The organism is Sphingomonas sp. Xoc002 (assembly GCF_050408055.1).
GTDB classification, from domain to species: Bacteria; Pseudomonadota; Alphaproteobacteria; order Sphingomonadales; family Sphingomonadaceae; genus Sphingomonas; species Sphingomonas yabuuchiae.
In genome coordinates this window covers 2,941,768-2,965,382 of the sequence record NZ_CP191175.1, presented here as the reverse complement: position 1 = coordinate 2,965,382, position 23,615 = coordinate 2,941,768, and the positions used below count along the sequence as shown (strand labels likewise).

Here is a 23,615-nt window from a genome sequence, read left to right as displayed (position 1 = left end):
GATGACGCAAGTCCAAATGGCGGCGCTGACCCATCATGGCGGCCGGATCGATGCGGCCAGGGCGCTGTTCCCGAACGCGCCCGGCCCATGGCTGGATCTGTCGACAGGGATCAACCCGGTGCCCTGGACCCCGCCCGAGGGGCTGGAGGTTGATCCCGCCCCCTTGCCGGATCGCAGCGCGCTGGCCCGTCTGGAAGCACAGGCGGCGGCCTATTTCGGCGTTGCGGCGGAGCGGGTCGCGGCGGTACCGGGCAGCGAGATGGCGCTTCGCCTGTTGCCGCTGCTGGGCGTGCCGCAGCCGATCGTCGCGGTTCGCCCGAGCTATGGCACCCACGGCGCGGTGGCTTCCGCGCGGATCGATCAGTCCGCGCTGGACGATTGGGCGGGGCAGGCGGGCAGCCTGCTGATCGCCAACCCGAACAATCCCGATGGCGTCCACCGTTTGCCCGAGCAACTGGCCCGGCTGGCGGCGGCGCAAGCGCGGGCGGGGGGCTGGCTGATCCTGGACGAAGCCTTTGCCGATGCGATGCCGGGAAGCGGCTTCGACGGCGGCGACCAGTTCGTGGTGCTGCGGTCGTTCGGCAAGTTCTTCGGGCTGGCCGGAATGCGGCTGGGCTTCGTGATGGCCGCGCCGGAGATATTGGCGCGGTTGCGCGACCTGCTGGGGGACTGGCCGGTGTCGGCGCATGCGATCGGCTGGGGCAGCGCGGCCTATGCCGATCGCGCATGGATCGCGGCGACCCGGATCGCTTTGGTCGAACGGGCGGCGGCGTTGGATGCGGCGCTGGCGCGTCATGGCCTGATCGCGCGCGGAGCCTGTCCGCTGTTCCGCATGGTTGAGACACCGGCGGCGGCCGTCATCTTCCGGCGATTGGCGGCGGCGGGCATATTGGTTCGGCCCTTCGCCGATGCGCCGGAACGACTGCGCTTCGGCGTGCCTGCGGCGGCAGCGGATCTCGAACGATTGGATGAGGCGTTGCGGCATGGCTGATCCGGTGGCGCTGGTGGCGCTGGCGCTCGACGCGACGATCGGCTGGCCGGACCGGCTTTATGCGCGTGTCGGCCATCCGGTAGGGGCGTTTGCACGGTTCCTGAATCTGGCCGAGCGGCTGGGTAATTCGCCCATGCGGTCCGAGGGCGCTCGGCGGGGCCTGGGTGTCCTGACCATGATCCTCCTGATCGCCCTGACCGGCGGGATGGCATGGGGGATCGACCACGCGGCGCATATGTGGCTCGGCCGCTGGGGCTGGATCGCCAGCGCCGTGCTGGCCTGGCCCGCCCTCGCGCAGCGTAGCCTGTATGTCCATGTCCGGCCCGTGGCCGATGCCCTGCTGCGCGGTGATCTGCCCGCCGCGCGAGCGCTGGTCGCGCGGGTGGTAGGACGCGATACCGGGCGGCTGGACCAGGCGGGCGTGTCGCGCGCCGCGATCGAGACGCTGGCGGAGAGCTTTTGCGACGGCATCGTCGCGCCGCTCTTCTGGCTGCTGCTGCTCGGGCTGCCGGGGGTGTGGATGTACAAGGCGATCAACACCGCCGACAGCATCATCGGGCACAAGGAACCGCGCTGGCGGGCGTTCGGCTGGGCGGCGGCGCGGATCGACGACGGGGCGAACTGGGTGCCGGCGCGGATCGCCGGGTTGCTGGTCTGCTTGGCGGGAGCGGGCGGCTGGGCGGTGATGAAGCGCGACGCGCGCGCCCATGCCTCGCCCAATGCGGGCTGGCCCGAGGCGGCGATGGCGGGGGCGCTGGGTGTCGCGCTGGCCGGGCCCGTCGCCTATGACGGCGTGACCCAGATCAAGCCGTGGATCGGACGCGAAGGGCGGGCCGCTTCGCCGCAGGACATCGTGACGGCCCTGCAAATCTATGCACGCGCCTGCCTGCTGCTCTGGGTGATCGCGGGGAGTGTCGCATGGCTGGCGTGATGATCCAGGGCACCGGCTCGGACGTGGGCAAGTCGGTGCTGGTGGCGGGGCTGTGCCGCGCCTTCGCCAATCGCGGGCTGCGCGTTCGCCCCTTCAAGCCGCAGAATATGAGCAACAACGCCGCCGCGACGCCCGATGGCGGCGAGATCGGGCGGGCGCAGGCGACCCAGGCGATGGCGGCGCGGGTGCCCCCCCATGTCGACATGAATCCGGTGCTGCTGAAGCCGCAGGGCGACCGCACCTCGCAACTGATCGTGCGCGGGCAGGTGCGGGGGATGTTGCCCGCGTCGAAGTGGCGCGAGGGGCGGATCGGGCTGCTTCCCGAGGTGGTCGACTGCTATCGCCGTTTGGAGGCGCAGTGCGATCTCGTGGTCGTCGAGGGCGCCGGGTCGCCCGCCGAGGTCAACCTGCGCAGCGGCGACATTGCCAATATGGGCTTTGCCCGCGCGGCGAATGTGCCGGTGGTGCTGGCGGGCGATATCGATCGGGGCGGGGTGATCGCCTCGCTGGTCGGGACCAAGGCGGTGATCGCGCCTAAGGACGCCGCGATGATCCGGGGCTTTCTCGTCAACAAGTTTCGCGGCGATCCGGCGCTGTTCGCCGATGGCATGGGCGTGATCGCCGAGCATACCGGCTGGCATTCGCTGGGCTTGATCCCCTGGCTGGCGGACGCCGCGCGACTGCCCAGCGAGGATGCGGTCGTTCTGGAGCGGAGCCGTACGGGCGCCGGGGGGCGGGTGGTCATTGCCTGTCCGATCACGCCGCGCATCGCCAATTTCGACGATCTCGATCCGCTGCGCCTGGAGCCGCAGGTCGATCTGGTCATGGTCCGCCCCGGCGAGCCGATCCCCGACGCCGCGATGATCGTACTGGCGGGGTCGAAGGCGACCATCGCCGACCTGGCCTTTATCCGCGAGCAGGGTTGGGACATCGACATCGCCGCGCATGTCCGGCGCGGGCGGCCGGTGCTGGGCTTGTGCGGCGGATATCAGATGCTGGGTCGCTCGGTCGCCGACCCGGACGGGATCGAAGGGCCTGCGGGATCTGTCGCAGGGCTGGGGCTGCTCGACGTGGAGACCGTACTCACCGGCGAGAAGACCGTGCGGCCGGTGACGGGCGAGGCGCTGGGCGCGTCCTTTTCGGGTTATGAAATCCATCTCGGGCGCACCAGCGGCCCCGATACGGCACGGCCGGTCGGCCATCTCGCCGATGGCCGGGCGGAGGGGGCGATCCGCGCCGATGGGCTGGTCGCGGGCAGCTATGTCCATGGCCTGCTTGGGCAGGCGGGGCAGCGCGCGGCGTGGCTGGCGCGGATCGGCGTGGCGGGGCAGGGGCCGGATCACCGCGCCGATGTCGATGCTGCGCTCGACGCCATCGCCGCCGTGCTGGAGGCGCATGTCGATTGCGACGCGCTGCTGCGGATCGCTCAGGGCAGGGCGTAAAGGACGGCGGCGAGGAGCAGCGCGGTTTCGGTCAGCTCGATCCCTGCGCCATGCACGTCGCCCGTCACCCCGCCCAGCTTGCGCCCGAACCAGAGCGACAGCGCCAGGATGATGAGCGGCGCGGTCGCGACCGGCGGATAGAACAGGCCCAGCGCAAGGGCTGCGAGTATCCAGCCGATCATGTCGACCGGCCGCACCGCCCGTGCGACCATCGCGCCCAGTCCTCCGGGACGAAGCGGCGCCAACAGTCGCGCCCAGACCAGCGGGCCGACCCGCGCCGCCGCCGGGATCAGCGCGACGATCGGCCATGCCTCGCGGGGCAAGGCATGGAGCAGCACCAGCTTGGCGAGCAACTGCATCGCCAGCGCGACCACACCGAAGCTGCCGATATGCGGATCGGCCATCACCGCCAGCAACCGCGAGCGATCGCCATGCGCCGCGCCCAGCCCGTCGGACAGGTCGGCCAGCCCGTCCAGATGCAGCGCCCCCGTCGTCCAGACCCAGGCGATGAGTGCCGCCAGCGCGCCCGTCCACGGGTCGATGCGCGCGCCCAGCCAGCCTGCGCCCGCGACGATGATTCCGATGACCAGCCCCGCCACCGGGTATAGCCGGATGGCGCGTGCGAAATCCGCTTCGTCTGCCTCGACGCGCGGCATGGGCAAGCGGGTCAGGAAGCCCAGCGCGACGATCAGTGCCTTCATGCGGTCGCCAGCCCCGTCACCTGCGCGCTGCGGGGCGTGCCGTCCCACACTTCCAGCGTGACCAGCGCGGCATAGGGCAGCGCGAACGACCATGTCGCGCGCAGGTCGAACCCGCACAGGACATGCAGCGCTGCGCGGATCGCGCCGCCATGGGTGACGACCAGGGTCGGCTCGGGGGACAGATCGGCGATGGCCCCTCGCACGCGGGCGACCATATCGGACCAACGCTCGCCACCCGGTGGCGGGGCGACATCGGGATCGTCCCAGAAGCGGGCCAGCCCCTCCGGGTCGATGTCCCCCGCCGCCAGCCCGTCCCAGTCCCCGAAATCCAGTTCCCGCCAGCGCGGATCGACCTCGGCCGGCCCGATCGCCTCGGCACAGACGCGCGCGCGCGACAGGTCGGAGGCGATGCGGCGGGTGACGTCCAACCCGCTCGCCCGCGCGACACAGGCCGCGATGCCCCCGGCGGTGGCCGGGCTGTCGGTGCGGCCCAGCATCCGCCCCGTCAGTTCGGGCTCGCCGTGACGGAGCAGATGCAGGCGAAAGCCGGTCACGCGCCCGCGATGCCCGCCTCGGCAAAGGTCGCCATGCCGTCATGCGCCGCGATCGCGGAACGGATGACCTGCACCGCGACCGCCGCGCCGCTCGCCTCGCCCAGCCGCATGCCCAGCGACAGGATCGGCTCCAGCCCCAGCCGGGCGAGCAGCAGGACATGGCCTGGCTCGGCCGAACAATGGCCCGACAGGCAATGCGCGCTGATCGCCGGATTGGCATGGGCCAGCGGTGCGACGGCGGCGGTGCCGATGAAACCGTCGAGCACGACTGGGATGCGCTTGTGCCGGGCGGCCAGCACCGCGCCTGCCATTGCCGCGATCTCGCGCCCGCCCAGGCGGCGCAGGATCTCGAAGGCGCTGGTCAGATGTTCGCGGTGTAGCGCAAGGCCCTCTGCCACCACCGCCGCCTTGCGCTGAACGCCCTGCGCATCGACCCCCGTGCCCGGCCCGACCCACAGGGCCGGGCCGCCCCCGAAACTGGCGGCGGCGAGCGCGGCGGCGGCGGTGCTGTTGCCGATCCCCATCTCGCCCAGCACGAGCAGGTCGGCATCGCCCACCGCCTCGGCCCCGGCGGACAGCGCGTTCAGGCACTCTTCCTCGGTCATCGCGGGGGCGGCCGTGAAGTCGGCGGTCGGTCGGTCGAGGTCGAGCGGCACCACGGCCAGTTCCAGCCCAGCCGCCGCCGCCAGCGCGTTGATCGCGGCCCCGCCGGCGGCGAAATTGGCGACCATCAGCTCCGTCACCTCGGCCGGAAAGGCACTGACCCCGCGGGCGGTGACACCGTGATTGCCCGCGAAGATGACCGCGCGGCCGCGCTCGATCCGGGGCCGCTCGACGCCCTGCCATCCGGCGAGGAAGATCGCGATATCCTCCAGGCGGCCCAGCGAGCCCGGCGGCTTGGTCAACTGGCCTTGTCGCGCGGTGGCGGCGGCGCGGGCCTGGTCGTCGGGCCGGGGCAGGGTGGCGAGTGCCGTCTCGAACGCGGCGATGTCGGGAAAAGCGGTCATTCGACGACATATCCTTCGGGGGGCGTGCGGGTCAGGAAATGGCCTTTCACCCCTTGCGGCCATTGCTTGTAGGGCACCTGTCCCCAGTCGCTGTCGGCATAGGCGCGGGCATAGTCCAATATGGCGCGCGCGGCGTCGTCATCGGGGGTGAACTTGCCCATGACGTATCCGACCTTGCCGGGGCAGCGCAGATGGACGGTGCAGAAGGACTGGCAGGCGAAGAGACAGGGCATCTCCTCGACCGCGATATGCGTATAGGCGGGGTCGGACGCCTGCACCCGGCGCAACGCCTCGACCAGCAGCGCGCCGCCGCGCTGGCCCTGGTCGTTTTCGCGCGCCTCGGCGGACAGGCGGCAGGTGTTGCAGGCGACCACGGCGGGGCCGTTCGCGGCGGGCTTCAGCATGAAAAGGGCTCGTACATCGGGCAAGTCTCCAAAGGCGCTGTCGCCGCGCGAGGGGAAAGCCCCGTTCCGTCCGGTACACCCTGACCAGCCGAAGGACGACCACGACGGGCAGGTCTCCTGGCTCGCGGGTCGGGGCCGGTCCGCCGCCTTCTCGGAGATTACCCCAATGGCGTCGTGGCGGGCGGCTCGCCGCTTACAGTTGCAGGGGCAGCCGGGGTGTCGCACCCCATTCCCTTTTCATCCTCTTTCAAGGAACCTGTCGCGAGGGCGGCGATAGGCGGGCAGGGGCCGGGTGGCAAGCACTGTGCCCTCGTCCGTCGGCGTCGCGGTGACTATATGGGTGGAACCCCTGACCCCATCGGTGAGTCCCTGCCGCATGACCCAGAACGCCACCACCCGCACCGAAACCGACTCGATCGGCCCCATCCAAGTCCCCGCCAGCGCCTATTGGGGCGCGCAGACCGAGCGCAGCCTGGAGAATTTCCCCTTCGGCGCGCGCGAGCAGATGCCGATCGGCATCGTCCATGCGCTTGCCATCGTGAAGAAGGCGGCGGCGCGGATCAATCGCGGCCATGGCCTGACGGCGGACAAGGCCGATGCGATCGAGGCGGCGGCGCAGGAGGTGATCGACGGGCGCCATGACGAGCAGTTCCCGCTCGTCATCTGGCAGACCGGCTCCGGCACCCAGTCCAACATGAACGCGAACGAGGTGATTGCGGGCCGCGCCAACGAGATGCTGACCGGTACGCGTGGCGGCAAGTCGCCGGTCCACCCCAATGACGATGTGAATCGCGGCCAGTCCTCCAACGACACGTTCCCGACCGCACTCCACGTCGCCGCCGCGATTGCCGTGACGAGGCAGCTTTTCCCCGCGCTCGACCGGCTCCATGCCGCGCTGGAGGCTAAGGCGAAGGACTGGGATTCGATCGTCAAGATCGGCCGCACCCATTTGCAGGACGCGACCCCGCTGACCCTGGGCCAGGAATTTTCGGGCTATGTGCAGCAACTCGCCAATGCCCGCGACCGGATCGAGGGGACGCTCCACCGCAATATCCTGCCGCTCGCGCAGGGAGGGACGGCGGTCGGCACCGGGCTGAACGCGCCGAACGGCTTTGCCGAGGCGATCGCGGCGGAGATCGCCGAGGCGACCGGTCTCGATTTCGTGACCGCGCCCAACAAGTTCGAGGCGCTGGCGAGCAATGACGGGCTGGTCGACCTGCATGGGACGCTGAATGTCCTGGCGGTGGCGCTGACCAAGATCGCCAACGACATCCGTTTGCTGGGCTCCGGCCCGCGCTCGGGGCTGGGCGAGCTGGAACTGCCCGCCAACGAGCCGGGCAGTTCGATCATGCCGGGCAAGGTCAATCCGACCCAGTGCGAGATGCTGACCATGGTCGCCGCGCAGGTGATCGGCAACAATGCCGCCGTCACGGTCGGCGGGCTTCAGGGGCATCTGGAACTGAACGTCTTCAAGCCGCTAATCGGGTCGAACGTGCTGCGCTCGATCCACTTGCTGTCGGTCGGCATGGAGAGTTTCGCCGAGCGGACGGTCGAGGGGATGACGGTCAATCGCGACCGGATCACCGAGTTGCTCGACCGCTCGCTGATGCTGGTGACGGCGCTGGCGCCCGAGATCGGTTACGACAACGCCGCCAAGATCGCCAAGCACGCGCACCAGAAGGGGCAGACGCTGAAGGAGGCCGGGCTGGAACTGGGCCTGGTCGACGAGGCGACCTTCGATCGGGTGGTGCGGCCGGAGTTGATGCTGGGACGGTGAGGTCGAGGCCCGAGGGAATCACCCCCGATCCCACCCCTTCGCCGGATAGGCAGGCAAGGCGATCCGATACCGGATCGCCGCCCCGCGCAGCACGAACCCGGCCAGCGCCGCGATCGGCCCGGCGCCCGGCACCCCCAGCTGCATCAGGATCACATAGCTGGTCGAGGATAGCGCCGCCGCCGTCACGTACAGCTCCGGCCGCATCAGGATCGACGGTTCGCCCGCGATCACGTCGCGGATGATGCCGCCGACACAGGCCGACACCACGCCCAGCATCGCCGCCGGGATGGGGGTAATGCCATAGCCGCTCGCCTTGGCCGCGCCGTACACGGCATAGGCCGCCAGCCCCACCGCGTCGAACCAGTCGAGCGCGCTGCCCCGCCACCAGCGCGCAGGCGTCGCCCAGACCGCGACGGCCGCGATCAGGCAGACCAGCGGCACGCGGGCGTCATGCACCCAGAAGACCGGCGCATCGATCAGCAGGTCGCGCAGCGTCCCCCCGCCCACCCCGGTGATCAGCGCGAAGAAGACCAGCGTGACCATCGTCTGGCGGTGCTTGGCCGCGACCAGCGCGCCCGACACGGCGAACACGGCCAGCCCCGCCAGGTCGAGCCAGGGCATCACGGCGGGCAGCATGGCGGTGGTTTGAGGCAGCATCGCGGGCGACCCTAGAACGGCCCTTCGCAGGGGGAAAGGGCGGCGCGAGGATGAACGTGACGTTATCTCCCGTTCATGCAACGGACGGTAGAAGTGGGACGTTACGGCGTCAGATCAATTCGAAAGGAAGTTTGTGATGCGGAAATTGATGCTTGCCCTGGGTTGCACCGCCATGGTCGTCCCCACGCTGGTCCTGCCGGTGACCGCCGCCGACGCGCAGCGCCGCTACAAGTATCGCGAATGGCGCGATGACCGTGGCCGCGTCCGCTGCCGCAAGCCGGACGGCACGACGGGTCTGGTCGTCGGTGGCGTCGCGGGTGCGCTGCTGGGCCGTACCATCGATACGCGCGGCGACCGCACGCTGGGTACGCTGGGCGGTGCCGCCGTCGGCGCGCTCGCCGGTCGCGAGATCGAGCGCGGCACGAGCAACCGCCGCTGCCGCTGAACCGGCTTTCCCCCTGACGGTGAAACAGGGGCGTCACCTTCGGGTGGCGCCCTTTTTTGTTATAAAAATCAAACAGATGATTCTGTCTCGATAGTGAACGCCAAGTAGTTTTCGGTTCACGCAACAAGCGGGATAAGCGCGGGTTCTTCCTCCCATCATCAACGGGAGTTCGAGTATGCGTATTGCTCTGTTGACGGCGACGATGGCCGCCACCGCCTTTTCCGCCATCCCTGCCGAGGCGCAGCGGAATGGCTGGGAAGCCCGTCAGGAATATCGCGAAGACGTGCGCGATGCCCGCCGCGACTATAACCGCGATGTCCGCCGCGCCGACTCGCCGCGCGACGTCCGCAAGGCCCGCCGCGAATATCGCGAGGATATCCGCGACGCCCGCAAGGATTACCGGCGCGACATGCGCAACGTCCGCTGGCGCAATTACGACTATAACCGCTTAGAGCCGGGCCAGCGCGGTTACTATCCCGAGCGCTATTATCGCGACGGCCGCTATTACCAGCCGCGCGCGCTCGGCCGGAACGACCGCATCTATCGCGGCATGAACGGTCGCTATTATTGCCGCCGCAATGACGGCACGACCGGTCTGGTCATCGGTGGCCTGGCGGGTGGCGCGCTGGGCAATGTGATCGCGGGCGGCGGTTCGCGCCTGCTGGGCACCGTGATCGGGGCCGGTGGCGGCGCGCTGCTCGGCCAGCAGATCGATCGCGGCCAGGTTCGCTGCCGCTAATCGGCGGACGGCGTAAAGGACGGCCCGGCGGTGAGACCTGCCGGGCCGTTCGTCGTTCAGATGAAGCCACCGCCCAGCATCAGGCGAAGTCCAAAGATCAGGATGAGGATCAGGTTCAGATTGCGCCCCGTATTGCGCGACGACAGCGCCCCCACGGCAGCGCCGACGATCGCGATGGGGATCACGAACCAGTAACCCCAGGCGAAAAAGGGCAGAAAGGGCACGATCCCGAGCAGAAGCGCGACCAGGCCGATAACGATCGAGAACAGGTTCAGCATGGCGTCCAAGATGGCGTGGCGGGGCCCGGTCTACAAGCGCGGCCGTCCATATCCTGTCATGATGGGGTATCGTGGTGAAAGTTGGCCATGCGCTTCCCAAAGCACCACCCCGGCGAAGGCCGGGGTCCAGTTGCGGACAATGGGAGAAACTCACAAGCGCTCACCCAACTGAATCCCGGCCTTTGCCGGGATGGGCAGGCGGGTTCTGTCGAGGATGGCCCCATCGGTGACGATCGTTAAGGATCAGATCGCATCCCCGTGCTAGACGGTCCCTCATGATGGCGAAGTCGCACTATATCCTGATCCCGCTGGGCTGCCTGTTGCTGGCGGCATGCGGCGGCCGGTCCGATGACGATGCGCAGCTGAACGCGCTCGACAATGAACTGGCGTCGATGAACGACGGCAGCCCGACACGCGACCCGCAACTGCGCGAGGCGCTGGCCGGGCAGATCATGGTCGACCCCGGCCTGACCCAAAGCGCGAACGCCAATGCGGTGCGCCCGCCCAACCGGCCCGCCAGCGATCAACTGCCCGCGATGCCGCCGCCCGCCGATCCGGTCGATGCCCGTACGCTGAAGTCCGCGCCTGCCGCCGCACGCGACTGTCCCGAATGCCGTGCCGCGGCTGGAGCCTTCACGTTGGCGGCCAAGGCGGGGCAGCAGGCGGGCAATGCGACCTGCCTGTCGGGCCTGCGCTATTCGGCGACATGGGCGAACCGGATGCCGCAGGCCTTCGCGCCCTATCCGGGTTCGCGCGTCGCGGAGGCGGCGGGCAATGACGCGAATGGCTGCGCCTTCCGTATCGTCAGCTTGCGCACGGCAGCCCCCGCCGCCAAGGTCATCGACTATTATTACACACGCGCCGGCGGAGCGGGCTATAGCGCCGAACACAAGCTGGACGGCGCGCAGCATATTCTGGGCGGCACGCGGGGAGCGGCGGCCTATATGGTCTATGCGACCGCCCGGCCCGAGGGCGGCACCGACATCGATCTGGTGGTCCGGGGCGGCTGAACGGCACCCTCGCGCTTGTCCTTTGCGCGGGTGACGGGGTTGCGCTAAGGGACGGCGATCATGTCACCGCTTTTTCTCGTGATGCTGGGCGGCGCATTGGGTTCGGGGGCCCGGTATTGGACCGGCCGCCAGATGCTCGATGCGTTCGGCCCGGACTTTCCCTATGGCACGCTGACCGTCAACTGGGTCGGTTGCCTGCTGATGGGATTGCTGGCGGGCGTCCTCGCCCGGACCGGCGGCGCGGAGGGGTGGCGGCTGTTCATCGGCGTCGGCGTTCTGGGAGGGTTCACCACCTTCTCCTCCTTCTCGCTCGATACCATCACCCTGATTGAACGCGGCCAAATGACGGTCGCGCTCGGTTATGTCGCCTTGTCGTTGCTGGGTTCGCTGGCCGCGCTTTGGGCCGGACTTTCGATAACAAGGATTTTCGCATGACGGACTCTGTCCGCCAATTCACGGTCGGCTACGACGATGACGGCATCCGGCTGGACCGCTGGTTCAAGCGGCATATGCCCGACACCAGCTTCACCACGGTCGCTAAATGGGCACGCACCGGCCAGTTGCGCGTCGACGGGCTGCGCGCGACGCCGGGCGACCGGATCGCGGCGGGCCAGGTGCTGCGCGTACCCCCCGCCGAGCCCGCGCTGGCCGAGAGCAGCAAGCCGACGATGCGCCCGCGCCACATCCTGTCCGAGGATGAGGAGTCGTTCGCGCGCGAGATGGTGATCCACAAGGATCGCGATGCGCTGGTCCTCAACAAGCCGCCGGGCCTGGCGACGCAGGGCGGGACCAAGACGACGACCCATGTGGACGGCCTGCTCGACGCCTTGCAGTTCGAGGCGGAGGGGCGGCCCAAGCTGGTCCACCGGTTGGACAAGGACACGTCGGGCGCGCTGCTGGTCGCGCGCAATGCCCGTGCGGCGGCGTTCTTCGCCAAGGCCTTTTCGGGGCGCACCGCCAAGAAGATCTACTGGGCACTGGTCGTCGGCGTGCCCTCGATCGACGACGGTACGATCGAGCTGCCCATCGCCAAACAGCCCGGCACCGGCGGCGAGAAGATGCACGTCGACGAGGAAAACGGCCAGTCGGCGCGCTCGCGCTACCGCGTGATCGAGCGCGCGGGCAACAGCTGCTGCTGGGTCGAGTTGCAGCCCTTTACGGGCCGCACCCACCAGCTGCGCGTGCACATGGCGGCGATCGGCCACCCCATTGTCGGCGACGGCAAATATGGCGGCGCGGCGGCGTTCCTGACCGGCGGGATCAGCCGCAAGATGCACCTGCACGCCCGGCGCATCCGCGTGGACCACCCCGATGGCGGCCGCATCGACCAGACCGCCGAACTGCCCAGCCACTTCGCCGAATCGATGAACCAGCTCGGCTTCGACGAGATTCGCGGCGACGTCCTGCCCCAGGACGAGGATCGAGGCCCCCCGCCCAAGGAAGTCCTGAAGCAGCGCGCCAAGGCGCACGCCAAACAGTATCGCAAGGAACGCCGCGGCGAACGGCGGGGTCGGGGGGCGCGCTGATCCGTCTTTTCCTCCCCTTCAAGGGGAGGAAATTATGGGTTGGTCATCCGCAACACATGCCGCCCCGTGCCGCGCAGGACCAGCGTCGCCAGTGCGTAGCAGGCGAGCGCCCCGGCGAGAGCGAGCGGCAGAATCCACAGTCCCATCATTTCCGGCGCAGCGGGGGGATCGGTGAGAATGCCGAAGGCCGATCCTTGCGGCAGTGACCAAAGCCCGACATGGCTGGGAAAGAGCGGCTTCACGATCGCGACAGCCGCGAAGCACAGTGCGAACAGATAGAGCAGCATGGCGGCCAGCACCCCGCCGAACGCCGCCACGCTGCGTCCCGACCGTATCAACAGCGCGTGGATCAGCGGGGCAGGGCGATCGTCACCCAGCGCCCCGGCCAGCCGAAACTCCTGAATATAGCGCGCGGCCATCGCATGAGGCGGTCCCATCGCCGCGATCGCGGCTTCGAGCGAACCGTGTCCCGCCGCCAGGCTGTCGGTTAGATGGCTTTCTATTTCGCGGACGAGGCCGTCGCGATCCTCGGCCGGGATCACCTGCAACGACCAGCGCAGGCGGCGGACATAATCGGCGATGAGGCGGGCAGGCTCGGTCATGGCTGATCCTCGACTAGGGTGGTGATGGTGGTTCGGAAATCGATCCAGGCCACGCGCATCGCCTCGGCCAGGGCCGCGCCCTCCGGGGTGAGGCTGTAATATTTGCGCGGGTTGCCGCCCTCGGTTGGCAATTCCCAACGGCCGGTGATGCGGCCTGCTTTCTCCAGCCGGGCGAGAAGCGGATACAGACTGCCCTCGCTGACCAAATCGCCCCCCGCCCGGATGCGGCCAAGGATTTCCAGGCCATAGGCTTCGCCGCGAGTCAGGACCGACAGCAGCACCAGTTCTGCCGCCCCTTTACGCAACTGCGATTGCCAACTTCCGATATCCATATGCAAAATATAATGCAACCTATCTTGCTATGCAAGGCACATTGTAAGCGAAATGGAAAGGCCCCGCCGACCGGGGTCGACGGGGCCTTTGATGTCAGGGGAGGGGGCTTTTGGCCCCCGTGCCGTTAGCGACGGCAATAGCCGGGGTTGTTCGACTTTTCGATCGCGTTACCGGCCAGCGCACCCGCGCCACCACCCAGGATCGTGCCCAGGGTACGGTCGCCCCGCGTGTCGATCGTGCGGCCCAGCAGGCCACCGGCGATCGCGCCGACGATGGTGCCCGTGGTGCCGTTGTTGCAGCGCTGCGGGCCACGATTGTAATAGCCGCGATTATACCCGCCACGGTCGTAATAGCCGCGATCATAGCGCGGGCCGCGATTGTAACCGTCCGAATAGGCGTCGCCATAGGCGCGGTCATAACGGTCGTAGTAACGCTGCGCCGAAGCGGCGGTCGGAACCATGGCCGTGGCGCCGACGGCAAGGGCGGCGGCAGCGAGCGAAAGCTTCTTGAACATCACGATCTCCCTTGATCTTCAAACCGGCGGCGGCGGGGTGATTCCCGTCGTCGTTGAAGCCCTTATGAGTGATTCGCCATGTTCCAATGCTGAATGCGGTTGTTAGCTGTTGTTCATCCGAAACGTCATGCTTCCCCCGCGCCGGGCTTGCCGATAGGAGGGAGCGATGACGCGCCCGCGCCTTGCCCTGTTCGATTGTGACGGTACTCTGGTCGATAGCCAGGCTAATATCTGTCTCGCCGCCGTCGAGGCGTTCACCATGGCGGACCTCACCCCGCCGCCCGCCCCTGCGATTCGTCGGATCGTCGGGTTGAGCCTGGTCGAGGCGATGCGCGTGCTCGCCCCCGAGCAAGCCGACGCGATGCACCACCAGTTGGCCAGCGACTATAAGGACGCCTTCTTCCGCCTGCGTACGGCGGGCGCGATGGAGCCCGAGCCGCTGTTCGACGGCATCCCCGCCCTGCTCGACCATCTGGCGGGGGAGGGCTGGCTGATGGGCGTGGCGACGGGCAAGTCGGATCGCGGGCTGAAGCGGGTATTGGCCGAACATGGCCTGGCCCATCATTTCGTCACGCTGCAGACCGCCGACCGGCATCCCTCCAAGCCCGACCCGTCGATGGTGCTCGCCGCCATGGCCGAGACCGGCGTGGCGGCCCAGGATGTCGCGATGATCGGCGATACGAGCTTCGACATGGCGATGGGCAAGGCGGCGGGCGCCTTCGCGGTCGGCGTCGCCTGGGGATATCATGACGTGAAAGAACTGGTGAACGCAGGCGCCGAGGTCGTGGCGCAAGAGGTCGCGGATCTGCCCGCCCTGCTGGTGCGGCCATGAGCGGCGATACGCGCGCGCGGCGGCACTGGTTCATCATCATGGGGGTGCGCCTGATCGGCGTGGCGGGGGCGCTGTTCGGCGTGGTGCTCGCCTCGCGCGGGGTGGCGTGGCCGCACAAGGCGCTGGGTGTCGCCATCATCCTTTCGGCGCTGGCGATGATTGCGATCGTGCCCGCCGGTCTGGCGCATCGCTGGCGGAGCGGGGGCGAATGAAGCGGTTCTGGAAGGACGTCTCGGTCGATGCCGAGCAGGTGGTGCGGCTCGACGACCGGCCGGTGCGCACGCCGGGGCGGGTGCCGCTGGCGCTGCCGACGCCCGCGCTGGCCGAGGCGGTCGCGGGCGAGTGGCGCAGTGTCGAGGAAACGGTCGATCCGCGCGCCATGCCGCTGACGGGTCTTGCCAATGCGGCGATTGATCGGATCGGCACGGACCCGGCGCCCTTTGTGGACGGGCTGGCACGCTATGCGGAGAGCGACCTGCTTTGTTACCGCGCCGACTCGCCGCCCGAACTGGTGGCGCGGCAGGATGCGGTGTGGAACCCGCTGCTCGACTGGGCGCGCGACCGCTATGACGTGCATTTCACGCTGGTGACAGGGATCATGCACCGGCCGCAACCTTCCGCGACGGTCGAACGACTGGCGCAGGCTGTGGCGGCGCTCGATCCGTTCCGTCTGGCCGCGCTGTCGCCGGTGGTGACGATCACGGGGTCGTTGGTGCTGGCGCTGGCTTTGCTGGAGGATGCGGCGGATGCCGACACGATCTGGACCGCCGCGCATGTCGACGAGGATTTCCAGGCGGAGCAATGGGGCGAGGATTACCTCGCCGTCGAGGCGCGCGAGGCCAAGCGGCGCGAGTTCGACGCGGCGGTGCGGTTCTTGAAGGCGCTGGGCTAAGCCTGCTTGCAGCGCGGGGCGTGGGCTTCGACCAGACTCAGCCTGAACGTGGGTGGGAGAGTTTGGGAAGCCGACCCGGTACGGTTGCCCGCACCCCGCTCGCATTGAGCGAAATCGAAGTGCACGCTCGAAAGGCCGCCCGAGCGCTTACTTCGTCGTCAGCTTCCGGATGAACCCGATCAACCCCGTCTGGCGCGAGCGCTTCAGCCGTTCGGCCTGGAGGATGGTCTTCACCCCCTGGAAACACTGCTCCACATCGTCATTGACCAGGACATAGTCATAGCCGTCCCAGTGGCTGACCTCGTTGGTCGCGCGGGCCATGCGGGCGTCGATCACCTCGACCGAATCGGTCGCGCGGCGCTCGAGTCGCTGGCGGAGTTCCTCCATCGAGGGGGGGAAGATGAACACACGGACCACGTCGCCGCCCGCGATCTGGAACAGCTGCTGCGCGCCCTGCCAGTCGATGTCGAACAGCACGTCCTTGCCGGCCGCCAACATCGCCTCGACCTGCGCGCGCGGCGTGCCGTAACGATTGTCGAAGACATGCGCCCATTCGAGGAACTCGTCATTCGCCACCATGCGGCGAAATTCCTCGAGATCGACAAAGTGATAGTCCCGGCCGTCCTCTTCGCCCGGCCGGATGCCGCGCGTCGTAGCCGACACCGACATCTGCAGGCCATCGTCGTCGGCAAGCAGCTTGCGCGCGATCGTCGACTTGCCCGCGCCCGAGGGCGAGGACAGCACGAACAACATGCCGCGGCGCTTCAGCTTGTGGGGATCGTCGAGATGGGCGGGCGAGTTGGGCATATCCGCCTTTGACGCACGCGGTTGCAGCGCGTCAAGAGATGCTTGACGCGCTGCGGTATCGCTGTGGCCTTCGAGCGTCGCTCAGTAGCGGTTGCCCACCGCCTTGCCCGCCTTGCGACGGTCATAGGCCTTCTTGGCCGCATAACCGCCGCCGAGCAGCAGGCCGAGCGGACCCAGACGGCGCATGCCGCCGACGGCCAGCGCGCCCAGGGCCGCGCCCTTGAAGCCGTCATTGCCTTCGCGGCGACCAATTTCACGCCCGACGAGCGCGCCGATAATACGTCCGATCATGCTGCTTCTCCGAAAACCCGGTCCTTGATCTCACCCACGCCGCGCAGCACCGCCCAGCCCACCGCATAGGTGATGGCGAGCGGCAGCACGACTTTCAGGACATTGGCGGTGACTGCGCCGACGATCGCGCCGTCCGCGACGCCGTCGTCACCCGACATGCCGTCGATGGCGGCGCCCACCATGGCGCCGATGGTCGTTGCACCCATTGCCTATGCCCTTCGTTGCTCGAGGCGAACAAAGCATGGGAGGGGGATGGGTTCCTTGGGGGGCAAATCCTCCCCGGCACGGGGAGGGGGACCATGCGCAGCATGGTGGAGGGGGATCGCCGCATGGTAGTCCCTCGCGGCACGCCCCCTCCGTCAGGCCTGCGGCCTGCCACCTCCCCGTGCCGGGGAGGATGAAGTTCAGCCCCTACCTGCGACCTTCGCTTCGATCGCGTCCCAGATCAGGCCCGCGACATCCGTCCCGTCGAACGCCTCGATCGCGACGATGCCCGTCGGCGAGGTGACGTTGATCTCGGTCAGCCATTCGCCGCCGATCACGTCGATGCCGACGAACAGCAGCCCGCGCCGTTTCAGTTCCGGCCCGAGCACCGCGCAGATTTCGCGCTCGCGCTCCGTCAATTCGGTCTTCTGCGCCGAACCGCCGACCGCCAGGTTGGAACGGATTTCACCCTCGCCTGGCAGGCGGTTGATCGCGCCCGCGACCTCGCCGTCGATCAGGACGATGCGCTTGTCGCCCTTGGCCACGGCCGGAAGGAAGGCCTGCACCATATGCGGTTCGCGGTACGCGGTGTTGAACACCTCGATCAGCGCGGACAGGTTCGCGCCGTCGCGCCCGACCTTGAAGATCGCCTTGCCGCCATTGCCGTGCAGCGGCTTGATCACGATCTCGCCATGCTGCGCCAGGAATGCCCGCGCCTCGTCCAGCGAACGGGTGACGAGCGTCGGCGGCATGAACTGCGGATAATCGAGAACGAAGACCTTTTCCGGCGCGTTGCGCACGCTGCGCGGATTGTTCACGACCAGCGTCTTCTCCGCGACCCGCTCCAGCAGATGCGTGGCGGTGATATAGCCCAGGTCGAAGGGCGGATCCTGCCGCATCAGCACGACATCGGCCTCGTCGCCCAGATCGAGTTTGACCGGCTCGCCGAAGCTGTAATGGTCGCCCGCGACGCGCTGCACGGTGACGGGATGCGCCTTGGTCCAAAGATGCCCATCCAACCAGTTGAGATCGCCCGCGTCATAGTGGAACAGCTGATGCCCGCGGGCCTGGGCCGACAGCATCAGCGCGAAGGTCGAGTCCCCCGCGACATTGATCTGGTCCATCGGGTCCATCTGGACGGCGACGGTCAGCGGCTGGGACATGGGGGCTTCCTTCCTTGGGGTGTTGCGGACGGGAGGTAATCGCTGCCCGCGCGCCTGTCACCCACACCATGCGTTTTCGATGTGACGTGGCCGCGTGCCGGGTGCGAGCAGGATGACGTCGACCCGGATGTCGTCACCCGGCCCGGCATAGGTCGCCATCAGCACCTCGGCGGCGGCGGCCACCCGTGCCAGCCGCCGCGCGTCGATCGCGAAATCCAGTTCGGCGGCGGTCTTGCGCGTCTTCACCTCGACAAAGGCCACCAGCGACCCGCGCCGCGCGACCAGATCGACCTCGCCCGCAGGCGTGCGGACGCGGCGGTCGAGAATCGTCCAGCCCTTCAGCCGCAGCCACCAGGCAGCCAGCCGCTCGCCGCGACGGCCCGTTTCTTCGGCGGCACGGCGATCACGGCGGGGGCGGGCGGAGGGTAGCGGCATGGACCCATGCTATCCAAGGATAGCGGCGCGGGCGAGCGGTTACTCCGGCGCGGTCAGCCAGGCCAGACTGTCCTCGGCGGGATCGAAGACGCGCAAATAGGGCTGGGTCATCAGCCGACGGATCTGTTGCCGCCCGATCGCGCTGCCGTTGATCATCGCGATCCGGCTGGCGCGGGGGAAGTCCCGCAGCGCCTCATGGACCGTCATGATCGCGTCCTTCGGCTGGACGTTGATCGCCGACATGTCGATGCGCAGGCGATAGCCGGGGCGGAAGCCGCTGCGCCGGAACGCCTCGACCAGTTCCTGGGCATAGCGGTTCGCGACCTCGGGCGTGAAATGCCCGGTCCATTGAATATCCAGCAGGTTGATGTCGCGGCGAAACTGAAAGGCGTACATGGCGGTCCCCGGCTTCCTCTCTGCGCCGCCGATCCTTGCGGAATCGCTAATGCAGCCTCCTAATCGCTTGAATCGCCGTCTTTCATTGTCAGTGCGCGGGCATAGAGTGTCTTGCGGTCGAGCCTCAGCGCCTTGGCGACCTCGCTCGCCGCACGGCCGACGGGCAGGCGGGTGAGCGCTTCGGCCAGCGCGGCGTCGGCATCCTGTTCGGTGGCGGGCGGGGCTTCGCCGGGCGGCGCGACGACGATCGCGATCTCGCCCCTCGGCCCACCCTCGGCATAGCGCGCGGCCAGGGTGGAGAGGGTGCCGGTCACCGCCTCCTCGAACTTCTTGGTGATCTCGCGCGTCACCGCCGCCTCGCGGTCGCCCAGTCCCTGGGCCAGCGCGGTCAGCGTCGCCGCCAGGCGCGGCCCCGATTCGTAGAGGACCAACGTCGCGCGAATGCCGGCGATCTCGGCAATGGCGTCGGCCCGCGCCTTTTCCTTGGGCGGCAGGAAGCCCGCGAACAGGAAGCGATCGGTCGGCAGCCCGGCCAGCGTCAGCGCGGCGATCGCGGCGCAGGGGCCGGGGATCGTCACCACCGCATGGCCCGCCGCGCGCGCGTCACGCACCAGCTTGTAGCCGGGGTCCGAGATCAGGGGTGTCCCGGCGTCGGACACCAGCGCCACCGCCTGAGTCGCCATGCGCGCGATCAGGCCGGGGCGGACATGCTCGGCATTGTGGTCGTGATAGGGCTGCATGGGCCGCTTCACCCCGATATGGCGGAGCAGCCCGGCCGTCACGCGACTGTCCTCGACCGCGATGATATCGGCGTTTGTCAGAATGTTGGCCGCACGCGGGGACAGATCGCCGAGATTGCCGATGGGGGTCGCGACGATGTACAGGCCGGGTTCGAGAGTGTTTTCGGTTTGGGTCACGGGGATCGTCATGACAGAGGCAGGGCTGTTCGTACAACCGGGGGCCGTCATTCGGGGCCGCTTCCGTTCCTATGGTGCCGGGCGGATCGGCCGCGCGGTCGCGTTGGCGACGACGCTGGCGCTGGCCGCCTGTCAGACGATCGTGCCGCGCGGCCCCGTCGACCAGCCCGAAACGCGGCCGGTGCCGACCACGCCGCGCCCCTCGACCGAGCCGGAGGCGGGGCTGCCGCGCGACACCGCGCGCCATCGCATCGCGCTGCTGGTGCCCTTGTCGGGCAGCAATGCCGGGGTCGGCCAGTCGATCGCCAATGCGACGATGATGGCGCTGCTCGACGCACAGGCCGACACGATCCGCATCACCAATTACGACACCACGACCGGTGCAGCCGCGGCGGCGCAGAAGGCGATTGCCGAGGGCGCGCAGCTGATCCTGGGGCCGCTCTTGTCCGAGGATGTCCGGGCCGTCGGCCCGGTGGCACGCGCCGCGCGGGTGCCGGTCATCAGCTTTTCCAACGACGTGGGCGTGGCCGGGAACGGCACGTATCTGATGGGCTATACGCCCGCCCAGTCGATCGACCGGGTCGTCACCTATGCGCGCGGGCGCGGCGTGACGACCTTTGCGGGGCTGGTGCCCAACGGCCTGTATGGCGAACGCGCCTCCACCGCCTTTCTGCGCGCGGTCGAAGGGGCAGGGGGGCAGGTCGTCTCGCTCCAGCCCTATGGCCGGGTCGCGGGCGGCATCGGCGCGGCGGCGCAGCGACTGAACGCCAAGGCCCCATATGACGCCGTGCTGATCGCCGATGGCGGCGCCACGGCGGCGGCGGCGGCGCCGATCCTGAAGCGCGGATCGGGCGCGAATACGCGGCTGCTGGGCACCGAATTGTGGAATTCCGAATCGGGTATCGCTTCGCGGGCTGGATTGAACGGCGCGTGGTTCGCCAGCGTTTCCAACACGCTCTACCGCCAATATGCGACCAAGTACCGCGCCCGCTTCCGCGCCGCGCCCTATCGCCTGTCGAGCCTGGGGTATGATGCGGTCCTGCTGACCGTGCGGATCGCGCGCGACTGGAAGATGAACGCGCCCTTCCCCGAGACGCGGCTGCGCGCAGCGGACGGCTTTGCCGGAATCGACGGCGCCTTCCGCTTCGGCCGCGACGGCGTGGCCGAACGCGCGCTGGAGGTGCAGGAACTGCGCGACGGCACCGCCGTGACCGTCAGCCCCGCGCCAGCCGGGTTCGGAGGGTGAGCGACGCTGCCATCGTCGTCTTGTGCGCGGTCGGCAGCCGCGACGAAGCGTCGGGGATCGCGCACGCGCTGATCGAACAAAGACAGGCCGCGTGCGTCCAGATGACGCCGGTCGAAAGCTGGTATCACTGGGATGGTCCAGCATGAGCCGGAGGCGATGCTGCACATCAAGACGATGCACAGCCGCTTCGCCCAACTGTGCGAGACGATCGAGGCGCTGCACAGCTATGACGTGCCGGAGATCGTGGCGCTGCCGATCACCGACGCGTCGCCGCGCTATCTGACATGGGTGCGCCGGTCGGTTGGCTGAGGCGAATCAGTCCTCTGTCAGCACGACTTCCCGCAGGATCGCGTCGAGCAGGAGCGCCCCCGCTTCGGTGACGATCAACCGTTCGCCGTCCAGCCGGACCAGACCCTGTTGGGTCAGGGTGCCTATGGCGGCGTGATTCACCATCTCGCGCCCTTCGGCCAGCGCGGTGACGCGGGACAGGTCGACGCCCTCGGCCAGACGCAAGCCCATGACCAGGGCCTCGGTCGCGCGGGTGGTCGGGGGGAGGGTTTCCTCCAGCTCGATGCCGTGGCCGTTGCGGTCGACGGCGCCCATCCAGTTTTCCGGCTTCTTGCGGCGGGCGGTGGCGACGCCTTCGCGGCGGCCATGCGCGCCGGGGCCGATCCCGGCATAATCGCCGTATCGCCAATAGGTCAGGTTATGGCGGCTCTCCGCGCCGATCCGGGCGTGGTTGGAGGTCTCATAGGCGGGCAGGCCTGCGGCGGTGGTGATCGCGCGCGTCGTCTCGAACAGGTCGGCGGCGGCATCGCCGTCCGGAATGACCAGCCGCCCGGCGGCCGCCTCGGTGTGGAAGCGCGTGCCCGGCTCGATGGTCAGCTGGTAGAGCGACAGATGCGCGGTGCCAAAGCCGATGGCGCGGGTCAGCTCGGCTTCCCAATCCTCCAGCGGCTGGCCGGGGCGGGCGTAGATCAGGTCGAAGCTGACCCGACCGAACTGCTCCTGCGCGGTCTGGAGCGCGCGCAGCGCCTCGTCCACGCCGTGCGCGCGGCCCAGGAAGTGCAGCGCCTCGTCATCCAGCGCCTGCACGCCCAGCGAGGCGCGATTGACCCCGGCGGCGGCGAGGTCGGCGAAGCGCGCCGCCTCGACCGAAGAGGGGTTGGCCTCCAGCGTGATCTCGATCCCGTCGGCAAAGCCCCAATGGCGCTCGGCCGCGTTCAGGATCGCAGCAACCGTGGCGGGCGGCATCAGCGAGGGCGTGCCGCCGCCGAAAAAGATCGAGGTCAGCCGCCGCTCCGGCAGCATGGCCGCTTCATGCGCCAGGTCCGCGAGCAGCGCCTTGGCCCAGGCCGCCTGGTCCACCGACTCGCGGACATGGCTGTTGAAGTCGCAATAGGGACATTTGGAGACGCAGAAGGGCCAATGGACGTAGAGCGCGAGCGGACTGGGTGCGGGCGATATTGCGAAGGACATGATGTGCGACGATATGGCGGCGATGCGCACGCTTCGCCATCTCTTATCTTTCGTCCCCGCCGTGCTGCTGCTGGCGGCTTGTGGACCGGTGATCCCTTCGCAGACCGGCGGGATGGAACGGCCGCCGCCCCGCGTCGTCGAGCAGCGGACCTCGGACGCACCAGCGTCGCGCGGGGCAGGTTTGCTGCGTCAGGCGATGCTCGACGGCCACCGGACCGCGCGGGCGGATATGGGCCTGCCGCCGCTGGCGTGGGACGAGGGACTGGCGGCGAGCGCGCTGGCCTATGCGCAGGAACTGGCGCGGACCGGCCGGTTCCAGCATGCCGAACAGCCGCAGGGACCGACGCGGCAGGGTGAAAATCTGTGGACCGGCACGCGCGGCGCCTATCGCTATGACGAGATGATGGGCCATTGGCTGGCCGAGCGGCGCAATTTCGTGAACCTGCCCGTGCCGCAGTCCAGCCGCACGGGCCAGTTCGGCGATGTCGGCCATTATAGCCAGATCGTCTGGGCCCGTTCCACGGCGGTCGGTTGCGCGATGGCGAGCAATGCGCGCGACGATTTCCTCGTTTGCCGCTATAGCCCGACCGGCAACGTCTTTGGCGAGCGAGCCTTCTGACTCGGCCGGGCATGACGGGAAGGTACTGACGCGATGGCGAACCCTTATGATCCGATGGCGTGGATCACCTTCTGGACCGCACCGGCCCGATTCGCGGTGATGGCGGGCGAGGCGATGCTGAGCGCGCAGAGCGTCATGGCCTCGCGCATGGGGGCGATGGCGACGGGCACGTCCTCGGCAGCGGAAATGACGCTGATGGTCAGCGAGAAGGTCAAGGCCTTCGACCAGTCGGCGAAGGTCTGGAACCGCGATCAGGCGGCCCTGTCGAAACTGTCCCGGCACAATCCGCAGGGCGGGATGCTGCATGCCTGGGAGTCGATGGCGCGCGCGATGCTGATCGGCGCGTCGATGCCGGTCCAGGCGATGGCACCCGTGCACCGGACGGTGACGGCCAATCAGAAGCGGCTGGCGAAGGGATAAGCG

Annotated in this window: 32 protein-coding genes, 1 pseudogene and 1 riboswitch; of the genes and pseudogenes, 16 read left to right on the top strand and 17 right to left on the bottom strand. The window is 68.6% G+C overall.

Going from position 1 to position 23,615, the window contains the following annotated elements:
• Nucleotide 1: 1 nt before the first annotated feature.
• Genes ACQR50_RS13505 through ACQR50_RS13495 form a run of 3 tightly spaced genes read left to right on the top strand, consistent with a single transcriptional unit; the run spans nt 2 to nt 3,364 of the window.
• On the top strand, nt 2–991 hold the full coding sequence (locus ACQR50_RS13505; protein WP_428968710.1) for an aminotransferase class I/II-fold pyridoxal phosphate-dependent enzyme: 990 nt from the start codon (nt 2–4) through the stop codon (nt 989–991).
• On the top strand, nt 984–1,922 hold the full coding sequence (gene cbiB, locus ACQR50_RS13500) for an adenosylcobinamide-phosphate synthase CbiB (protein ID WP_428968709.1): 939 nt from the start codon (nt 984–986) through the stop codon (nt 1,920–1,922). The genes ACQR50_RS13505 and cbiB overlap by 8 nt, the downstream gene beginning before the upstream one ends.
• On the top strand, nt 1,910–3,364 hold the full coding sequence (locus ACQR50_RS13495; protein ID WP_428968708.1) for a cobyric acid synthase: 1,455 nt from the start codon (nt 1,910–1,912) through the stop codon (nt 3,362–3,364). Before cbiB ends, ACQR50_RS13495 begins: the two co-directional genes overlap by 13 nt.
• Here the strand turns inward: ACQR50_RS13495 and cobS are convergent.
• The 4 genes from cobS to ACQR50_RS13475 are packed head-to-tail and all read right to left on the bottom strand — an operon-like array spanning nt 3,349 to nt 6,030.
• Nucleotides 3,349–4,065, bottom strand: coding sequence for an adenosylcobinamide-GDP ribazoletransferase (gene cobS / locus ACQR50_RS13490; protein WP_428968707.1), 717 nt, complete (start codon nt 4,063–4,065; stop codon nt 3,349–3,351). The genes ACQR50_RS13495 and cobS overlap by 16 nt on opposite strands.
• Nucleotides 4,062–4,619 (bottom strand): histidine phosphatase family protein, encoded by a 558-nt coding sequence (locus ACQR50_RS13485; protein WP_428968706.1) that lies wholly within the window; start codon nt 4,617–4,619, stop codon nt 4,062–4,064. Before ACQR50_RS13485 ends, cobS begins: the two co-directional genes overlap by 4 nt.
• A complete protein-coding gene (gene cobT / locus ACQR50_RS13480; RefSeq protein WP_428968705.1) occupies nt 4,616–5,626 on the bottom strand; it encodes a nicotinate-nucleotide--dimethylbenzimidazole phosphoribosyltransferase in 1,011 nt (336 codons plus the stop codon). Before cobT ends, ACQR50_RS13485 begins: the two co-directional genes overlap by 4 nt.
• On the bottom strand, nt 5,623–6,030 hold the full coding sequence (locus tag ACQR50_RS13475) for a DUF1636 domain-containing protein (RefSeq protein ID WP_428968704.1): 408 nt from the start codon (nt 6,028–6,030) through the stop codon (nt 5,623–5,625). Before ACQR50_RS13475 ends, cobT begins: the two co-directional genes overlap by 4 nt.
• A 90-nt stretch (nt 6,031–6,120) precedes the next feature.
• Nucleotides 6,121–6,305: riboswitch (cobalamin riboswitch) on the bottom strand.
• Nucleotides 6,306–6,406: 101 nt separating this feature from the next.
• Here ACQR50_RS13475 and fumC point away from each other — a divergent pair.
• Nucleotides 6,407–7,807: a class II fumarate hydratase gene (gene fumC, locus ACQR50_RS13470; RefSeq protein WP_428968703.1), complete on the top strand. Its 1,401-nt coding sequence runs from the start codon at nt 6,407–6,409 to the stop codon at nt 7,805–7,807.
• Nucleotides 7,808–7,825: 18 nt separating this feature from the next.
• Here fumC and ACQR50_RS13465 read toward each other — a convergent pair whose 3' ends face one another.
• On the bottom strand, nt 7,826–8,464 hold the full coding sequence (locus ACQR50_RS13465) for a trimeric intracellular cation channel family protein (RefSeq protein ID WP_428968702.1): 639 nt from the start codon (nt 8,462–8,464) through the stop codon (nt 7,826–7,828).
• Between the two features lie 136 nt (nt 8,465–8,600).
• Between ACQR50_RS13465 and ACQR50_RS13460 the strand changes: the two genes are divergently transcribed.
• Both ACQR50_RS13460 and ACQR50_RS13455 read left to right on the top strand, forming a co-directional pair.
• On the top strand, nt 8,601–8,909 hold the full coding sequence (locus ACQR50_RS13460) for a glycine zipper 2TM domain-containing protein (protein ID WP_042484532.1): 309 nt from the start codon (nt 8,601–8,603) through the stop codon (nt 8,907–8,909).
• A gap of 175 nt (nt 8,910–9,084) precedes the next feature.
• Entirely contained in the window at nt 9,085–9,648 is a 564-nt protein-coding gene (locus tag ACQR50_RS13455; RefSeq protein ID WP_428968701.1) for a glycine zipper 2TM domain-containing protein, read from the top strand.
• Between the two features lie 56 nt (nt 9,649–9,704).
• On the opposite strand, the gene ACQR50_RS13450 is transcribed toward ACQR50_RS13455, so the two are convergent.
• Nucleotides 9,705–9,926, bottom strand: a complete 222-nt coding sequence (locus ACQR50_RS13450; RefSeq protein WP_056433343.1) for a hypothetical protein — start codon at nt 9,924–9,926, stop codon at nt 9,705–9,707.
• A gap of 275 nt (nt 9,927–10,201) precedes the next feature.
• Here ACQR50_RS13450 and ACQR50_RS13445 point away from each other — a divergent pair, with 275 nt between their 5' ends.
• The 3 genes from ACQR50_RS13445 to ACQR50_RS13435 are packed head-to-tail and all read left to right on the top strand — an operon-like array spanning nt 10,202 to nt 12,462.
• Complete coding sequence (locus ACQR50_RS13445; RefSeq protein WP_428968700.1) at nt 10,202–10,936, top strand: hypothetical protein; 735 nt, start codon at nt 10,202–10,204, stop codon at nt 10,934–10,936.
• A 60-nt stretch (nt 10,937–10,996) separates the two neighbouring features.
• On the top strand, nt 10,997–11,371 hold the full coding sequence (gene crcB, locus ACQR50_RS13440) for a fluoride efflux transporter CrcB (protein WP_428968699.1): 375 nt from the start codon (nt 10,997–10,999) through the stop codon (nt 11,369–11,371).
• Complete coding sequence (locus tag ACQR50_RS13435) at nt 11,368–12,462, top strand: RluA family pseudouridine synthase (RefSeq protein ID WP_184106028.1); 1,095 nt, start codon at nt 11,368–11,370, stop codon at nt 12,460–12,462. The genes crcB and ACQR50_RS13435 overlap by 4 nt, the downstream gene beginning before the upstream one ends.
• Before the next feature lie 32 nt (nt 12,463–12,494).
• On the opposite strand, the gene ACQR50_RS13430 is transcribed toward ACQR50_RS13435, so the two are convergent.
• The 3 genes from ACQR50_RS13430 to ACQR50_RS13420 all read right to left on the bottom strand — a co-directional run bounded on the left by ACQR50_RS13430 (nt 12,495) and on the right by ACQR50_RS13420 (nt 13,911).
• Nucleotides 12,495–13,064 carry an HAAS signaling domain-containing protein gene (locus ACQR50_RS13430; protein WP_428968698.1) on the bottom strand — a complete coding sequence of 190 codons (570 nt, stop codon included), beginning with the start codon at nt 13,062–13,064 and terminating at the stop codon, nt 12,495–12,497.
• Nucleotides 13,061–13,396, bottom strand: coding sequence for a PadR family transcriptional regulator (locus tag ACQR50_RS13425; RefSeq protein WP_428968697.1), 336 nt, complete (start codon nt 13,394–13,396; stop codon nt 13,061–13,063). The genes ACQR50_RS13430 and ACQR50_RS13425 overlap by 4 nt, the downstream gene beginning before the upstream one ends.
• A 125-nt stretch (nt 13,397–13,521) precedes the next feature.
• Nucleotides 13,522–13,911 carry a glycine zipper 2TM domain-containing protein gene (locus ACQR50_RS13420; RefSeq protein ID WP_056433325.1) on the bottom strand — a complete coding sequence of 130 codons (390 nt, stop codon included), beginning with the start codon at nt 13,909–13,911 and terminating at the stop codon, nt 13,522–13,524.
• A gap of 166 nt (nt 13,912–14,077) precedes the next feature.
• On the opposite strand from ACQR50_RS13420, the gene ACQR50_RS13415 reads away from it, so the two are divergent.
• The 3 genes from ACQR50_RS13415 to ACQR50_RS13405 are packed head-to-tail and all read left to right on the top strand — an operon-like array spanning nt 14,078 to nt 15,635.
• Nucleotides 14,078–14,743 carry an HAD-IA family hydrolase gene (locus tag ACQR50_RS13415; RefSeq protein ID WP_428968696.1) on the top strand — a complete coding sequence of 222 codons (666 nt, stop codon included), beginning with the start codon at nt 14,078–14,080 and terminating at the stop codon, nt 14,741–14,743.
• A complete protein-coding gene (locus ACQR50_RS13410) occupies nt 14,740–14,955 on the top strand; it encodes a hypothetical protein (RefSeq protein ID WP_056433321.1) in 216 nt (71 codons plus the stop codon). The genes ACQR50_RS13415 and ACQR50_RS13410 overlap by 4 nt, the downstream gene beginning before the upstream one ends.
• Entirely contained in the window at nt 14,952–15,635 is a 684-nt protein-coding gene (locus ACQR50_RS13405; protein WP_428968695.1) for an ATP12 family chaperone protein, read from the top strand. Before ACQR50_RS13410 ends, ACQR50_RS13405 begins: the two co-directional genes overlap by 4 nt.
• Before the next feature lie 147 nt (nt 15,636–15,782).
• On the opposite strand, the gene gmk is transcribed toward ACQR50_RS13405, so the two are convergent.
• From gmk to rsmI, 7 genes are all read right to left on the bottom strand, one after another.
• Complete coding sequence (gene gmk / locus ACQR50_RS13400) at nt 15,783–16,442, bottom strand: guanylate kinase (protein ID WP_172839685.1); 660 nt, start codon at nt 16,440–16,442, stop codon at nt 15,783–15,785.
• Nucleotides 16,443–16,523: 81 nt separating this feature from the next.
• Complete coding sequence (locus tag ACQR50_RS13395) at nt 16,524–16,733, bottom strand: hypothetical protein (protein ID WP_056433316.1); 210 nt, start codon at nt 16,731–16,733, stop codon at nt 16,524–16,526.
• Nucleotides 16,730–16,939 (bottom strand): hypothetical protein, encoded by a 210-nt coding sequence (locus tag ACQR50_RS13390; RefSeq protein ID WP_428968694.1) that lies wholly within the window; start codon nt 16,937–16,939, stop codon nt 16,730–16,732. Before ACQR50_RS13390 ends, ACQR50_RS13395 begins: the two co-directional genes overlap by 4 nt.
• A 198-nt stretch (nt 16,940–17,137) precedes the next feature.
• Nucleotides 17,138–18,100, bottom strand: a complete 963-nt coding sequence (gene gshB, locus ACQR50_RS13385) for a glutathione synthase (protein ID WP_428968693.1) — start codon at nt 18,098–18,100, stop codon at nt 17,138–17,140.
• Nucleotides 18,101–18,157: 57 nt separating this feature from the next.
• Complete coding sequence (locus ACQR50_RS13380; RefSeq protein WP_428968692.1) at nt 18,158–18,535, bottom strand: YraN family protein; 378 nt, start codon at nt 18,533–18,535, stop codon at nt 18,158–18,160.
• Between the two features lie 39 nt (nt 18,536–18,574).
• Entirely contained in the window at nt 18,575–18,931 is a 357-nt protein-coding gene (locus ACQR50_RS13375; protein WP_428968691.1) for an STAS/SEC14 domain-containing protein, read from the bottom strand.
• 59 nt (nt 18,932–18,990) lie between these two features.
• Nucleotides 18,991–19,860 carry a 16S rRNA (cytidine(1402)-2'-O)-methyltransferase gene (rsmI, locus tag ACQR50_RS13370; protein WP_428968690.1) on the bottom strand — a complete coding sequence of 290 codons (870 nt, stop codon included), beginning with the start codon at nt 19,858–19,860 and terminating at the stop codon, nt 18,991–18,993.
• Between rsmI and ACQR50_RS13365 the strand changes: the two genes are divergently transcribed.
• Both ACQR50_RS13365 and cutA read left to right on the top strand, forming a co-directional pair.
• Nucleotides 19,859–21,094 (top strand): penicillin-binding protein activator, encoded by a 1,236-nt coding sequence (locus ACQR50_RS13365; RefSeq protein WP_428968689.1) that lies wholly within the window; start codon nt 19,859–19,861, stop codon nt 21,092–21,094. The genes rsmI and ACQR50_RS13365 overlap by 2 nt on opposite strands.
• Nucleotides 21,091–21,403 (top strand): annotated as a pseudogene (cutA, locus tag ACQR50_RS13360) (divalent-cation tolerance protein CutA). Before ACQR50_RS13365 ends, cutA begins: the two are co-directional and overlap by 4 nt.
• Nucleotides 21,404–21,409: 6 nt before the next feature.
• On the opposite strand, the gene hemW reads toward cutA, so the two are convergent.
• Nucleotides 21,410–22,573, bottom strand: coding sequence for a radical SAM family heme chaperone HemW (gene hemW / locus ACQR50_RS13355; protein WP_428968688.1), 1,164 nt, complete (start codon nt 22,571–22,573; stop codon nt 21,410–21,412).
• Here hemW and ACQR50_RS13350 point away from each other — a divergent pair.
• Both ACQR50_RS13350 and ACQR50_RS13345 read left to right on the top strand, forming a co-directional pair.
• Complete coding sequence (locus ACQR50_RS13350) at nt 22,572–23,192, top strand: CAP domain-containing protein (RefSeq protein WP_428968687.1); 621 nt, start codon at nt 22,572–22,574, stop codon at nt 23,190–23,192. The genes hemW and ACQR50_RS13350 overlap by 2 nt on opposite strands.
• A 33-nt stretch (nt 23,193–23,225) precedes the next feature.
• The gene (locus tag ACQR50_RS13345) at nt 23,226–23,612 is read left to right on the top strand and encodes a hypothetical protein (protein WP_056433293.1); all 387 of its coding nucleotides are present in this window, start codon (nt 23,226–23,228) and stop codon (nt 23,610–23,612) included.
• The last annotated feature ends 3 nt before the right edge of the window (nt 23,613–23,615 follow it).